Source organism: Paenibacillus sp. IHBB 3054 (genome assembly GCF_051594305.1).
GTDB lineage: Bacteria > Bacillota > Bacilli > Paenibacillales > Paenibacillaceae > Paenibacillus_AQ.
Genome location: NZ_JBOFBG010000032.1, coordinates 70,869 through 83,683, shown reverse-complemented (window position 1 = coordinate 83,683; position 12,815 = coordinate 70,869). Strand labels below are relative to the sequence as shown.

General features: G+C 37.6%; 15 protein-coding genes. 13 read left to right on the top strand and 2 right to left on the bottom strand.

All coding sequences use genetic code 11. The features are described from left to right. The 11 genes from ACQ76X_RS26305 to ACQ76X_RS26255 form a co-directional block, all read left to right on the top strand. Positions 1-443: hypothetical protein (locus ACQ76X_RS26305; RefSeq protein ID WP_438496723.1), on the top strand; the 443-nt coding region annotated here is incomplete at its 5' end. A 127-nt stretch (positions 444-570) separates the two neighbouring features. Then, on the top strand, positions 571-711 hold the full coding sequence (locus tag ACQ76X_RS26300) for a hypothetical protein (RefSeq protein WP_438496722.1): 141 nt from the start codon (positions 571-573) through the stop codon (positions 709-711). Positions 712-714: 3 nt separating this feature from the next. Further along, positions 715-1,110, top strand: a complete 396-nt coding sequence (locus ACQ76X_RS26295; RefSeq protein ID WP_438496720.1) for a hypothetical protein — start codon at positions 715-717, stop codon at positions 1,108-1,110. 57 nt (positions 1,111-1,167) lie between these two features. Continuing rightward, positions 1,168-1,575 (top strand): phage holin family protein, encoded by a 408-nt coding sequence (locus ACQ76X_RS26290; protein ID WP_438496719.1) that lies wholly within the window; start codon positions 1,168-1,170, stop codon positions 1,573-1,575. A gap of 74 nt (positions 1,576-1,649) precedes the next feature. After that, the gene (locus ACQ76X_RS26285; RefSeq protein WP_438496718.1) at positions 1,650-3,230 is read left to right on the top strand and encodes a DNA packaging protein; all 1,581 of its coding nucleotides are present in this window, start codon (positions 1,650-1,652) and stop codon (positions 3,228-3,230) included. A gap of 18 nt (positions 3,231-3,248) precedes the next feature. Beyond that, the gene (locus ACQ76X_RS26280) at positions 3,249-4,574 is read left to right on the top strand and encodes a phage portal protein (protein WP_438496717.1); all 1,326 of its coding nucleotides are present in this window, start codon (positions 3,249-3,251) and stop codon (positions 4,572-4,574) included. Positions 4,575-5,135: 561 nt separating this feature from the next. Next, a complete protein-coding gene (locus ACQ76X_RS26275) occupies positions 5,136-5,795 on the top strand; it encodes a hypothetical protein (RefSeq protein ID WP_438496716.1) in 660 nt (219 codons plus the stop codon). Between the two features lie 113 nt (positions 5,796-5,908). Next, complete coding sequence (locus ACQ76X_RS26270) at positions 5,909-6,412, top strand: hypothetical protein (protein ID WP_438496715.1); 504 nt, start codon at positions 5,909-5,911, stop codon at positions 6,410-6,412. Between the two features lie 24 nt (positions 6,413-6,436). Continuing rightward, positions 6,437-7,018 carry a hypothetical protein gene (locus tag ACQ76X_RS26265; RefSeq protein WP_438496713.1) on the top strand — a complete coding sequence of 194 codons (582 nt, stop codon included), beginning with the start codon at positions 6,437-6,439 and terminating at the stop codon, positions 7,016-7,018. A 76-nt stretch (positions 7,019-7,094) separates the two neighbouring features. Further along, positions 7,095-7,442, top strand: a complete 348-nt coding sequence (locus ACQ76X_RS26260) for a hypothetical protein (protein ID WP_438496711.1) — start codon at positions 7,095-7,097, stop codon at positions 7,440-7,442. A gap of 18 nt (positions 7,443-7,460) precedes the next feature. Then, positions 7,461-8,411, top strand: a complete 951-nt coding sequence (locus tag ACQ76X_RS26255) for an Ig-like domain-containing protein (RefSeq protein WP_438496710.1) — start codon at positions 7,461-7,463, stop codon at positions 8,409-8,411. A 1,442-nt stretch (positions 8,412-9,853) separates the two neighbouring features. On the opposite strand, the gene ACQ76X_RS26250 is transcribed toward ACQ76X_RS26255, so the two are convergent. Together ACQ76X_RS26250 and ACQ76X_RS26245 are read right to left on the bottom strand one after the other, a co-directional pair. Next, positions 9,854-10,141 carry a hypothetical protein gene (locus ACQ76X_RS26250; RefSeq protein ID WP_438496709.1) on the bottom strand — a complete coding sequence of 96 codons (288 nt, stop codon included), beginning with the start codon at positions 10,139-10,141 and terminating at the stop codon, positions 9,854-9,856. A 223-nt stretch (positions 10,142-10,364) separates the two neighbouring features. Then, positions 10,365-11,966: a helix-turn-helix domain-containing protein gene (locus ACQ76X_RS26245; RefSeq protein WP_438496708.1), complete on the bottom strand. Its 1,602-nt coding sequence runs from the start codon at positions 11,964-11,966 to the stop codon at positions 10,365-10,367. A gap of 174 nt (positions 11,967-12,140) precedes the next feature. Here ACQ76X_RS26245 and ACQ76X_RS26240 point away from each other — a divergent pair, with 174 nt between their 5' ends. Together ACQ76X_RS26240 and ACQ76X_RS26235 are read left to right on the top strand one after the other, a co-directional pair. Beyond that, positions 12,141-12,347: a helix-turn-helix transcriptional regulator gene (locus ACQ76X_RS26240; RefSeq protein ID WP_438496707.1), complete on the top strand. Its 207-nt coding sequence runs from the start codon at positions 12,141-12,143 to the stop codon at positions 12,345-12,347. Continuing rightward, positions 12,344-12,733, top strand: coding sequence for a hypothetical protein (locus ACQ76X_RS26235; RefSeq protein ID WP_438496706.1), 390 nt, complete (start codon positions 12,344-12,346; stop codon positions 12,731-12,733). Before ACQ76X_RS26240 ends, ACQ76X_RS26235 begins: the two co-directional genes overlap by 4 nt. Positions 12,734-12,815: the final 82 nt, after the last annotated feature.

Here is a 12,815-nt window from a genome sequence, read left to right as displayed (position 1 = left end):
ATTGCCTGATTCGTAAATGGAGCAACAACATAGAAAATAAGTGTTGGATGTCTATTAATAAAATGGCTGACACTTTAGGATTCAGTAACGATAAAATTAATAAGATAGTTCATAAATTAAATCGTATGCGGTTAATGGCTTCAGATTATAGAAAAAATGGAACACGGACAATAAACGGTGTCAAGAAACCATCATATCGTTTTGAACACACTATATTTGGTAATATCTCAAACATAGATGCATTTAGAGAAGCACATAAAGCGACCATTGATAAAAATATAGCCAAATGGGATAAGCAAATTACAAGAAAGAATAAGGCTAAGGCGAGTGTTAACCCATTTATTGATGATGAATTGAATCCTGATGATATTGTACTCGAAGAACAAGAATACGATGAATTGATTAATGAGTATGAGAACATGAGTGACGACAATCCATTTTAAGCAAAAATTCATAAGAGTTATTGTATGATTTTGAACATCAACTATATAGGTAGGGTGATTGGAAGGGTGAGTAGTTGACCCTTCTTTTTGTTATTCAATAATAAGGAAATCGAAGGAGATAATTCGAATGAATAATGTAATGAAGAAAATCGGTAATAAATTGGTCAAAGTCGTTGTTTACGTTTGTGCTGGTTATTTGATTAGCACATTTGTTTTTGCTGTCTTTGACGTTATCAAAGGTATTTATCATATTTGCGTGGGAGGTTAAGACATGGCTATGACCATTTATGATGTGTTAAAGAAGTTGCCATACAAAAAGCAACTATACATAAAGTACAAATTCAATATTTGGATGCAGAATGAACGGAATATGACTGAAGAAGAATTCCTTAAGCAGGTTGATCTGAAAGGCATGGGAACATATTACCGTTGGGAGCGAAGTCCTGAGTATAAACACATCGTTTCCATTGTGTTAGCGGCTAAACAGGCAAATGACCTGTTAACTATTTATGAGAATCTGAAGAAGAAAGTTGAGTCTGATCCTAATCCTAAAGATATTGAGATGATGTTGAAACTGATGAAAGAAATCAATCTGCATAATAAGGAAGCGGAACGTTTCTTTTCGGCCACTGGCAAAGATGATGAAGAAGACGATTTGGAAATGTAGAGTTGCAGAACCTTTCCGTCAGGTTGACGGTGAGTACATTAGAAAGGAGGTGTCAAATTGGAACGTGTTGATGTTGTAGTTAAATTGGCAATTGGAGCCGTGACAGGAATCGTGTCATGGATGGTTGGAGGATTTGGTTTAGTATTCACTGTACTCCTGGGACTCATGATGTTGGATTTTATAACTGGATTCATGGTCGGTATTTATCAAAAAAATATAAATAGTCGAATCGGAACGTTAGGGCTAATCAGGAAAGTGTATGTTGTTCTCTTGATCGGAGCCGTTTATTTAATTGAAGTTGCTGTACTCAAAGGTAATGGTATTGTGACTGATGGTGTTAGTGGTGCATTTTGTTTGATTGAATTTACTTCGATTACAGAAAACGGCGGTAAATTAGGTATCCCTCTACCTCAGAAGGTGAAAGATATTATCCTTGTGCTGAAAAATAAAGAGAATGAAGAATAAAAATACATAGGAATGTATGGATTGGACTCGGTAATTTTGCCGAGTCCTTTTTTGCGTTCTAGAAAGGAAAATATATGGCTGTTGATACTGTGAAAAAGAAAAGTAAATTTGATTTGGTTATGGAAGATTTCACTTTGTTCAGCAAGAACTTTGTTAAAATCGTAGACAATTTGGGGAATCTTATTCCCTTCGTCTTCAATCAGGAGCAAGCAAAATTCGTTAAACTAATGGGTAAGTTTAACATAATCGCAAAGAGCCGCCAAATTGGATTTTCAACTATATCCCTCTCATACTGTCTCTGGAATGCAATAAATCGCCCTAACTCCAGTTACATGATTGTGTCGCAGGATAACAAACAGGTTAGCGTACTATTTGGACGTTTGAAATTGATGAATGACAATCTACCACGAACAAAATACAAGTTCCCTGAAACGGTTAGAGATAATCGGGATGAATTAGTACTGTCTAATGGGAGTCGAATTCAGGTCAGCCCACCAAACATTAATATTGGTCGGGGTAGTACATTCCAATATGTATTGTTGTCTGAATTTGCATTTTATGACATAAATCAATCTAAACTTCTGACCTCAGTTACACAAGCATTAGCAAAGAATCCAGAAAGTAAGGTTGTTATCGAATCCACTTCAAACGGTACAGGCAACCATTATTATGAGTTGTTTATGAAGAGTTGGAAAGGTAAAACCAACTATAAAGCATTCTTCTATGGATGGACTTCTGCTGCATATAAAGATCAATTTAAATTTGAACATGATATTGCAGAGGAATGGTATAAAGCATCAAATAAGGGACAACGTTTGAGCACCAAGGATTTAACGGAAGAAGAAAAACGTATCCATGAGATGGGTGCAAACCTTCGTATGTTGATGTGGCGGCAATGGAAACTATCTTCAATGTCGTTGATAGATTTCCAGACAGAATTTCCATCGTTCCCCGAAGAATCATTCAAGACGAGCGGACGCAATGTATTTGATCAAACTAAAGTTTTAGAACGATTAGAAAACGTCCTCCCTCCTATGTCTAAGGATCAACTTAAAACCGAATTACCTGAAACTGTACTCCAATATATAGGCAAAGGTTTGAGTGTCTACCATTTGCCGAAGCGTAACGTTAAGTATTACGGTGGCAGTGACGTTTCAAGTGGTTCAGGCGGTGATAGTTCATCTTTAACATTGATGGATGCAGATGGAGTTCAAGTATTGGCATTTGCTAGTAATAAAATAAGTGTATATGAGTTTGCAGCATTCCTAAATGACATTGGTAGATTCTATAATTATGCGTTCTTGGCGGTTGAAAAGAACAGTTATGGGCTTCCTGTAATTCAGCGGTTACGTGAAGACCATGGATATATGAATCTATATAAACATAGATCGTTCGATAAGAAAGGTAACAAGAGATTAGTACTTGGATTCCTTACTACTGAAGCGACAAAGGCATCTCTCATATCTGACTATAAGGAATCATTCGAAAAAGGACTAATCCTTGTTGAAGACAGAGATACATTGCAGCAAATGATTATTTTTGTGGAGAATGACGGAAAAATGGGCAATGTCAAAGGCAAGAACAATCATGATGACTTGGTTATTAGCCATGCATTGAGTGTTCAGGCCATGAAAGCAAACAAATGGTACGTATAATATAAGGAGTGTGTACAAATGGGTACAATCAATGACTTTATAAATGATTTCGGATATAGTAACACTTGGTTTGTTGAGTATGTGGATGAAGTCAACAACCAAATGAGGATCATGAACATACTCGATATCAAAGAATACATATCTGGCAAACATTTAATTAACACTAGGCCGAGTGAGATGTTTAACGGGAAAGAGTTCGTTCCTAGACGCATTGTGCTTCAATATGCCAAGCGTTTACTTGAGTTTGGAACTGCATATCTTATTGGTAATAAAGTCACTCTTACAGGCAATGAGAAGGTTGTAGAAGCGATTAAAACTGTTTACAAGAATGGTTATGATAAACTGGACTTTGATTTAGTACATAGTGTCAATCGTTACGGTAATGCCTATGAATATGTTTATGTTAAGGATGGCAAGATTACAAGTAAATTGATAGATGTAGCGGATTCTTATCCAGTTGTGACAGCAGATAATGATTATGTCGCATTTGTTGAAGCCTATACGATTAACAATGTTACATTCTACAATGTCTACTATCCTGAACGTGTTGAGAAGTATAGTAACAGCGGTGGAACATTGCAAAGTCGTGGAACATTTGACAATTTAACTGGATTGCCTGTGCTATATCGCAATGATAATCCTATTGATGATGTGTATGGACGTAGTGATTTAGAAGATTACAAGAGTATATTAGATTCAATGGAGGATCTAATTAGTCGGAGTGTAGATGCTTTCTACAAATACATAACAGGTATTCCGGTAATTAAAGGCCAGCAATTGACAGGCGATAAACTCCCTGCATCTATCATTGGTGCTGGACTGGTGTTAGATTCAGATTCAGAGTTTGCATTTGTTCAGAATCAATTTGATCATCAAGCGTTTGAGACATTGTATAAGCATCTTATGACCAGTTTACTTGATATCAGTTCAACGCCTGGTATCGTATTGGGTAAGACAGACATAAGTAATCTGAGTGAAGTGAGTATTAAACTACTGTTCTCATTGAGTAATCTTAAAGCCATGATCAGTGAGAAGTATATAAAATACAGTATGAAGATGCGCTATAACAAGGTTAGACGATTGCTTGAGTTGCAAGGGATTGTATTCAATGATGATGAATGGAATACATTGGATATTGTATTCCAATATGCTATGCCACAATCTGAGAAGGATATTATTGATAATCTCAGTAAGTTGAGAGAGATGAGCGCGATTAGTGTGGAATCTGTCCTTGGACATAGCCCGTATACTACAGATGTAAACAGCGAATTAGTTAGATTAAGTGGTGAGCGTGTAAATAATGATACGAGCAATGAAGATGACAATAAAACAGTGATTAACTAATAGTAAGTAAAGATATGGCGGTGAATATATAAAAGAGTAAATAAATCGTGGAACATTTCCCGTGGAACAATGGTGATTCGCGCACACGTTATATATCAATTATAAGTGTGCGTAGATTGCTACTGGCTACTACTGTTATATATATGGTTTCATTTGGCTGATTTTTCATTCAAATTTTCGCTCAATTTTTAATCGAAATATACTATTATTTACCATATATGAGTGATATATGATGAAATACGCCCTAGATAGCACATAAGTATAGTTGTATGCTATCTAGATGGTATAGAATATATCTTCCGTACCATTTGAACCACTATCTGGTCTAGTTAGCGGTCTATTTATCGACTAATATTATCCAATTTAACGATTTTGGACGCTGATTTGTACTATTGTGCATATGCTACTGTGCTGAATCGGCTTAAAATTGGTTTCGATACCCCAAAACAGGAAATTAATCCTGCATCGTATGGATTTACACATTGAAATAAAAAATAAAAAAAGGGAAATGTCTCCTCTTGTCGAAGTCAAGATATATATTCTAATTGAGGAGATTTGAAAATGTCATATAGTTATTTAGATACTCTCGACCAAAAATTAAAGAACATTTTAGAAATTAAATCCGTTCATTATGACGAAGCGTGTATCCTAATGTTCGTTTTTCTTGATTTTTTAAGCAAATTTGTGGATAAGCCTTATTCAAGTACCGATGCTAGATATAACGGTTCAAATTTCAGGTATTTTCTTTCGGAATATTCTGGTTGTAAAGCGACTCTGAAGTTTATTCAAGTAGATATTTTCTTAAAGGATTTATCTACAGGTAAAATTAAACAAGATGATTATGAGCAATATCTTGTTAAGATCAAAGAAGGCTTAAATAGAGTCAAGAATGGAGAAGAATTACCAGTATCTTCATTTCTAAATATTGATGATATTGTTGATCCAATACACATTAAATATTTCAGAGAAATTACACTTTTCAACAAAATTTATGAATTGAGAAACTTAGCGGTTCACAGTTATAGAAATGAAATGGAATTAGGATTAGATATATCGGAGCCAGTTCTATCCTACACTTGGAATATCAAGGAAGGTTCTGAAGGATGGTTCAGAACATACATTCCATTTGATTTTATGTATGGGATTGTTGAAGGTTGTTATAAAAAAGTGAGAGAAGAGTACAAGGATGTGGTAGAAAGATTTTTTAGAGAGGGCGATTAATATCCTCCTCCCCCATACTTTCAGACCACTATCCATATAATTTCCTGATTCTATAGACCTATCAACTTAACTGATGGTAGAATTTAGGTAAATTGTGAAATGGGGATGATCTAATGTTAATGGGGTTTCTCGTGGTTGTACTATTAATAATGATAATAATCACATGGCGCGACTCTGCCAAAAAGATTGCTAATACTGAAACTGGGAAAAATGAACTGCCCAATATATTACATACATATCGTGATGTGAATTACTTAGGAGGACATCCACTTGTACCCGTGGGAAGTGTTAATGAGGGGACGTTCTACATATCACAAGATAAAATTTCTTATATGGATTCAACTAACAACTCAAAAATGTTATTTGAAATATTTATAGTCAATGTTAAAAAATGTTCAATTGAGAACAAAGAATCTTTAACTGCTGGCAGAATATTGTTAGTTGGAATTTTGGCATGGGCGTTTAAAAAGAACACTAGTTATATTCGAATTGAATTCTACGATGAATTAGGAAATGTGAGTAACTTAATACTTGCTCCAACTCAAGATAACTCTGAACAAGCAGCCAAAATAAATGCTTCCATTAACAGTATCAAAGTATCCTCGATGACTTATTAAATTCTCGATTTGGAGTGACAAATAATGGTGAATGCAATCAAAAAATTATTGGTCGGGATTGTATTGTTAATTGGAATTGTTGGTGTTATAGGGATTAGTGGGTGTGGAGAAAAGGAAGTAGTTTTAAAAGATAGAATAGAAATTAGCACAGAGTTTCGTAACGAGTTAAATACTTTACTTGAAAATAAAGACTATGATGCTTTAGCAATTGCGACAGTAAGAGACATGAACAATAATACTGAATTAAATGCAATGTACTATTTTGCACAAACTATGGATGCCTTTTATAATGATGGTAACATGATGAATTATTACTTTGAGCAAATACCTTTAGAATATAAAGAGCACTACGGTAAACTTTTGAAGGAAGAACAAAAAGAATATATTGCAAGCCTTCAAGAAGAACTCGATGCCGAGAAAACAAAATATAAAGATAAGCCACCTGTTATTGGTGAAACCAAAGAACAACTTAAAACTTCAAGTTGGGGATTGCCTTATGATATCAATAAAACAACTACAGGAGACAATGTCTCCGAGCAATGGGTTTATGATGATGGGAAATATGTATATCTGGATGATGGAATTGTAACTGCAATACAAGAATAAAAATGGTCATTCCAAGCCTACTTATCAGTGGGCTTTTTCTATACCCAAAAATCCCTATACAAAAGGAGCAATCAATATGAAATTCACGGAACGCCTTCAATTAGAGTCACAGGGTATCACCTTATCCTCTGCTGAATTGTCCGTTTATCTTGCTGAAGAAGGAGTAATTGATCCTGAAGCGGAATACTCACCGTCCTCTATTACAGAAAAACGTAATATTTACTTAGCAGCGCTGTCTGTTTTGAATAGTATTGCTAATAATCCATCGTTAATGAAGTCATACAAATCTGATGATATCACTATCACTGATTTTGCTGATTCTCTTCAGAATCGTATTGACCAACTTGAACGGAAAATCCGCATGATGGCAGTTACAGACGATACGAACAGTAATAGTTCAACTTTTATGTTGTTCAACTCTTAATATGAAAGGAGTGATCCAATGTTTGATTTATTCAATATGTCTGATACAGCCGATTTTGAATTTATCCAGAACCAAATTGGTACGGATGTTTATATAAACTGTTCTGCCACACCTACGCGAGTAGTCATAACCAACACGAATCTTAATAGTGGTTATGACGATAAGAAAATCTCTTCCCTTTCTCCTATTCATCGTGGTGATGTTGTTGTCTATGAAGGCAATAAATATATGCTAATCGGTGAGATAAACACGGAGCGTTACAACAAATACAAGGGAATCATCCGAAGATTACCGCAAACTATAATTGTCAATTCCTCATGTCGTTTTATTCATGTGGATTGCTTTATTACTGTTGGAAATTTAGGGGTAACATCGGGGGAGGTAATAACTGTAGCAGATGGCAGTATCAATGTTTTTACTAACAATTATTATAAGGAATTGGGGTTAGAAATCGGTAATAGATTCTTTGTTGATGGTCAGATGTTTAAGATTACAGGAATAGATACATTCTCACAAAAGGGAATTGCTAATTTGTCATGTGAGAAGGATCAGATTAATAAGGATTTAGACGATGTTCAAAATGGAATTGCTGGAGGTAAAGCGTGTCCTGTAGATATTACAAATCCACCCACATCAATCCTAATTGGCAACACTCTTCAATTAGCCTGGACGAGTACAAACAGTGTTCCGGTTGTATTTGAATCCTCTTTACCTTCAATTGCCACTATGAGCGCTACAGGGCTTGTTACAGGTGTTTCTGAGGGAACATGTAGCATTAAAGTATCAAACGCAACTAATGGATTCATATATGATACAGTTGCCATTACCGTTTATGCTCCAGAGGTCTACACAATGAATCTCTATAACAGCATAAATGATCATGACTTGGTATATAGTGAATCAGTTGTTATTGATAAACATGTCTACTTGAACGGTTCAGAGGTATCTCAACCTGTTACCTATGTATAAACACTTGGATCACTTGTTAGGGAACATTTTAGTTGGATATACTTTGTCACCTTCAACGCCGTAATTGCTATTTGAGTTGTTGTTTGACTTGTGACTTGATAAGTAGTCGTATCAAGGGGCGCTTACGCGATCATCTGCAAATATATCCCAAATCACATCTTCAGGAGATACAACGGTTCCACTATAAACGGTTGCCGCGAATATCTTGTTTTTGTTAATCGTAATTTCAACTTCAGTAGCACTATTTGGCGTAATGGTGATTGTCTTAGCAACTGGAACGTAGAAATCAAGTGTCAGAGCGTAATAACTTACAACTGTATTATCAATATCTAAAACCGCTTTAACATAAATAGATTCAGTGGCAGTACCAGTATTTGCATTGGTTACAGTGGCGACATTTGAACCATCTACACTAATTGTTGCAAGTGTTGAAGGGACTTCCGTTGTCTGGTCACTATAAACAAGCGAATGAGTAATAAATGAAGAAAATTGAGATCACTAAAAAGAACAATATATTCAAATAAATTTCGTTGTAATATAAAAGAATTGAGATTCCAATTAGGAAAATTATGATGATCGTCGTTAAAAAAATATCTTCTAATTTAAATCGAAGCTTCTCTATGTCAAAAGTAAAGCCTTTTCCTTTTCTGTAGTAGTGCCAAAAAAAGGAGCAAATAACTACGGAGGTGAGTACTTGTAATATGTATCCATTGCTTTTATTCCCTTCTATTGCTCCTATTGAACCGAATAAGATAAGTACAATAACAGTTTGTATGACTGCAAAAATAGCATATCCTGATATAGTTGCAATAACGGACAGTATGAGGGGCATCCTAACAACTACAGCAAAAAACAATATGAATATTACTATCAATATTAAAGGTGCGATATTGCTCATATCAAGCTCTTTCCTCACCAAATAACTCTGCAAATTTATAATTAAAGTAACAAACAAGGCTTGCCAAGCATGATGTTTCCACTTAAATCTAAAGAGCGACATAATCAAATAATAAATAGACATGAGTTCAATAGTCGAAAAGAACATGAAAAGCATTGGCTCCCATGGCAACACACAACACCGCCTGACATTATTTTCATTCAATGCATTAATTATAAATCCGAAATAGAGTTACCGTATACTACTTATTTACTACGAAATAGGTCCGCTTCCTCATGATAATTGATCGTTACGTTATACTCGCTCCTTTCTGTTCTGACTCTCAATATCCCTTATCCCTCCCGCGTATGCCCGCCGATAGGTTTTTTTGAATTATTTAGTAAGTCAGCAGACCAAAAATAGAGGTATACTTTGAAATTGTACGGAGGGTACAAGATATCCTGGAATACACGTCTGAAGACAAAGAAACCCCGCCAGCTCAAAAAAGCCCGGCGGGTTATGATACACATGCTCTACATCAAAATCTATTTCCGTCGTTTTAAAACTAGAAATCAGCAGTAGCAATTTGAATTGTACCTGTAGCAGCACCAGCAGCTGTGGTCTGGAGAGCGGCTACCAACAGCAAAGCAACTTCCAACGTGAGGCTATTGGTTGGAGGTATTACATAAGTGATGACAGGAGCATTGACACGTGTAACTACAAGATTGATCGGAGCCGGACCGTTATTATTAACGGTAATTGTAGCATTTGCTCCATTGTTCAAGTTTTCAAAATAAGATTTACCAATATTGGCAGCCAGAGAGTAAAACTGCTGAGGTAAGAGAATCGACATAAGAATCACCTCCTAAAACTAGATATTGTATTCTATTCTTCCAAAGAATAAATGTAATAGTTAAGTGAATCAGTAATAAAATACATTTTACGATTATTAAATAGTGGTGAAACTATCATCTATAGCCTAAATTCAATCGTAATTAGATATAAAAAAAGACCCCGCCGGCATCCGGCAGCGTCAAATCATTCATGAACTTATCCCTCATGGGTAAACCGTCTCTTTACGCCAGTACCCGCAGCACATCCTCGATCTTCCGCTGATGCGAAAGCACTCCATAATTCATCCAGGCCATAAAATCCACCTCGTACACGTTGCGGTTGCGCACAGCGGGCAGGCTTCTCCATAGCGGCGTATCCAGCAGTTCCCGACCTTCACCTTCCTGCCGGTCAAAAGTAATGAACAGATGATCCGCCGTCAGGCCTGACAACTCTTCACTTGTTAGGCTCACACGCTTCTGTCCCCGGGTGAGCTGCCGGACCAACGGATGCCGCTGGAGCCCGAGATCCTCATGCAATACGCTTGCTGTATATCCCAGACCCTCACATCCATAGAGAGCAACTCCGCAGGAAGAAATTCGGAGTAATGCTACCGTCTGTCCCCGGACGCTGCGGCTGAGGATCCGCTTGGACTGCTGGGCCTGCTGTTCATAATGGCCGATGACCTCCTGCACATGTTCCGTTCTGCCGAGGACAGCTGCTGCAGAGCGCAGTGTTGCACGCCAGTCTTCCTGGTGGAACGGGAGTCTGAACAGCGGAGCAATCTGGCGGCACTCACCCAAATGCCAGCGCTGAAAGCCGTCATCCAGCATAATCAGCTCGGGCGTGTAACGGGAAAGCTCTGACCAATCTCCGCGGGAAATATCAAACGTTGGCACCTGATCCAGACCCAGGTACTCTTGCTTGCCCCACTGGGCATGACAATATTGAGCCACAGGAGTAATGCCCAAAGCCAGCAGATAATCCTCCAGAAAAGGCGCGAATACACGGACTCCATCCTGATGAAGACTCCTGTATTGACCGGGTGTAACACCTACCGCTCCCTTGAAACGCCGGTTAAAATAATACTCATTGCTATAGCCGACAGTCAGTGCAATATCATGCAGACGGTCCTTGGTCAGAAGCAGCTGCTGCTGCGCCCGTTCGATACGGAGGCCGTTCAAATGCTCCAAGGGAATCTTGCCGGTAATCTCTTTAAAAAGCTGTGTATAACGCGCGCGCCCAATGCCTGCAATCTCTGCCAGTTGGTCGACGGATACCGGTTCACTGTAATGCTCCTGCATATAGTGAATGGAACGTTGTACCGCCTCATGATCATTCTTTGTCTGAACTGCCGGGGAATTGGCTCGCATGATCAGCAGCAGCAGCTCCTGAAAGCGGGTATGACCCGCGAACCATTCGATGTCATCGGGGCTCCTGCGGCTATGATGAATGGAATCCAGCAGCAGTGCACATTGTGAAAAAGGTCTGCAGCTTAAGAGACCCGGCTGGAGCATGGTATTTACGGGCAAATTTTCCTTTCCGCGATGTCTGCCGTATCCTGTGCCGATAACCTCAAATGCAAGCTGATAAAAGCTAAGCCCCCGCTCTCCGGCCTGAATTCTGTTCATAGATCCAGCCTCAATCAGAAAGCCTGCGCCCTTGTCCAAAGGATAACGCCTTTCCTCCGCTTCGAGCCAGCCCTGCCCTTCCGATACTATGATTAATGTGTGCTCCTGAATCACAGCCATTTGTCCGTTTCCCGCAGGGGATTGGGCTATTGCTTCTATGTTAGTCAAGCTGTATAACAGCTTTTTTTCAGTGCTTTCACTGAGCTGTTCTGCCATTCTCCCGCCCCCTAATTGAGAATCATTTTCATTTCCTTAGTGTAAAACAAAAATGAAAGCCTATCAACCATGCTGTTCAAAAGTGTAAAATATGTTTGACACTTTAATCATGTTATTTTAAAATCTATATGTAAAACTTTTTTTACACCCATACAACGAAGAAGGTGGAATTTAATGCAAAATCATATCAAAAAATTTCGAGAGCAAAAAGATATATCACAAGGCAAGTTAGCAGATTTATGCAATGTTAGCAGACAGACCATAAATGCCATTGAAAACAACAAATATGACCCAAGTTTGCAATTAGCTTTTGATATTGCCAAACATTTAGGAGTTAGAATCGATAAGTTATTCTTACAAGAAGGGAGAGAAGAGGAATGAACACCCGAAAAATAGGTGCAATCACAGTAGGGGTAGCCACTCTAATTGTGGTGGTTTTTACCATCTATAAGGTCATTGTTGGAAAAGACGTTGGATTTAACGAAATAATAACAATCGCAACGCTATTAATGATGTTTTTTCCTATGATCACCTGGGGAACCAAGGCAGACAAAGATGGTATATTTGAGGATGACGAGTTAGGAAAAAAGATTACGGAGAGAAGCTCGAAAATAAGTTACTTTCTTCTTCTTTTTTTTATACTTGGAGCTTTAGTTGCTGATGAAATCGTAAATGAAACAATGAACATCTTTTTATTAGGGGTATTAGGATTAGCAATGATTACATTACCCATTGTTGAGTTTTTAGTGAGTAAGAAGTATCGCTAGCGGGAACGTCAGTTCAATAAAAAAGCGGCAGTCCAGGACTTTATTTCTCATCCATGGCTGCCGAGGTTTCTTTTATGGGGGT

Excerpts from the sequence above, each read along its gene's own strand:
- ACQ76X_RS26265 (WP_438496713.1), top strand. The coding sequence starts at position 6,437 with ATGGTGAATGCAATCAAAAAATTATTGGTCGGGATTGTATTGTTAATT.
- ACQ76X_RS26235 (WP_438496706.1), top strand. The coding sequence starts at position 12,344 with ATGAACACCCGAAAAATAGGTGCAATCACAGTAGGGGTAGCCACTCTA.
- ACQ76X_RS26255 (WP_438496710.1), top strand. The coding sequence starts at position 7,461 with ATGTTTGATTTATTCAATATGTCTGATACAGCCGATTTTGAATTTATC.
- ACQ76X_RS26285 (WP_438496718.1), top strand. The coding sequence starts at position 1,650 with ATGGCTGTTGATACTGTGAAAAAGAAAAGTAAATTTGATTTGGTTATG.
- ACQ76X_RS26240 (WP_438496707.1), top strand. The coding sequence starts at position 12,141 with ATGCAAAATCATATCAAAAAATTTCGAGAGCAAAAAGATATATCACAA.
- ACQ76X_RS26245 (WP_438496708.1), bottom strand. The coding sequence starts at position 11,966 with ATGGCAGAACAGCTCAGTGAAAGCACTGAAAAAAAGCTGTTATACAGC.
- ACQ76X_RS26270 (WP_438496715.1), top strand. The coding sequence starts at position 5,909 with ATGTTAATGGGGTTTCTCGTGGTTGTACTATTAATAATGATAATAATC.
- ACQ76X_RS26280 (WP_438496717.1), top strand. The coding sequence starts at position 3,249 with ATGGGTACAATCAATGACTTTATAAATGATTTCGGATATAGTAACACT.
- ACQ76X_RS26275 (WP_438496716.1), top strand. The coding sequence starts at position 5,136 with ATGTCATATAGTTATTTAGATACTCTCGACCAAAAATTAAAGAACATT.
- ACQ76X_RS26260 (WP_438496711.1), top strand. The coding sequence starts at position 7,095 with ATGAAATTCACGGAACGCCTTCAATTAGAGTCACAGGGTATCACCTTA.
- ACQ76X_RS26295 (WP_438496720.1), top strand. The coding sequence starts at position 715 with ATGGCTATGACCATTTATGATGTGTTAAAGAAGTTGCCATACAAAAAG.
- ACQ76X_RS26250 (WP_438496709.1), bottom strand. The coding sequence starts at position 10,141 with ATGTCGATTCTCTTACCTCAGCAGTTTTACTCTCTGGCTGCCAATATT.
- ACQ76X_RS26300 (WP_438496722.1), top strand. The coding sequence starts at position 571 with ATGAATAATGTAATGAAGAAAATCGGTAATAAATTGGTCAAAGTCGTT.